The sequence below is a fragment of the Pedobacter sp. UBA4863 genome (genome assembly GCF_002399615.1).
GTDB lineage: Bacteria > Bacteroidota > Bacteroidia > Sphingobacteriales > Sphingobacteriaceae > Pedobacter.
This window is the reverse complement of the sequence record NZ_DHDZ01000053.1, coordinates 7,116-7,933: the sequence shown is the minus strand read 5'-3', so window position 1 is coordinate 7,933 and position 818 is coordinate 7,116. Positions and strand designations below refer to the sequence as shown.

Genomic DNA, 818 nt, shown 5'->3' with positions numbered 1-818 from the left:
CCAGCCAATCATTGGATTTTCTTCTCCCGGCTCAAAATATTTACCACCGGGCATATTGTAGTACTCGTTGGTTTTAAAATCTGAAAAACGTACAATTACCTTATTAGGATAGTAAGCCGCCGCAATTTTAGCAATACCATAAGAAAGCTTTTCGATAAAGTACGTTTCTTCATCTTTATAGCCCGCAATAAGTGTTTGAATATAAGCGCTCAACTCTTGGTCGGCCAAGGTTTGGTGCTTTAACAATGCCATAGGGTGAACTTTGATATAGTTATTGATGATAAACTCTTCTCTAGCGAGCCCCACACCCTTAGCAGGATAGCCTGCATAACGAAAAGCAATATCTGGCGACCCGATGTTCATCATTACTGGGGTATTAATTTCTGGCAAGCTAGCAAGATCATGTTCACTTTTGGTAAAAGCAATTCTACCTTCATATACCATACCCGTTTCTCCTTCTGCACAAGATACCGTAATTTCTTGTCCAGTACTTAAAAGTTCAGTTGCAGCATCGCAACCCACAATTGCCGGTACGCCCAACTCTCTGGCAACAATAGCTGCATGACAAGTTCTGCCACCTTTGTTGGTAATAATAGCTGATGCTTTTTTCATGATTGGCTCCCAATCTGGATCTGTCATTTCGGCTACCATTACATCGCCGGGCAAGAAAGCTATCTCATGAATATTTTGTTTGCCCACTCCTTTTAGGTTATGCACTCGCCCCGAAGCAATTTTATCGCCCACGGCAATTCCTCTAAGTAACACTTTGTCTAGCCTACTATCATCGTTAATTTGGTATTCAGTAATGGTATCAACCG

Annotated in this window: 1 protein-coding gene; it reads right to left on the bottom strand. The window is 41.6% G+C overall.

Going from position 1 to position 818, the window contains the following annotated elements; translation table 11 throughout:
• A partial coding sequence (locus B3I52_RS13955; protein WP_293302306.1) for a PEP-utilizing enzyme occupies positions 1 to 818 on the bottom strand: 818 nt, incomplete at both ends.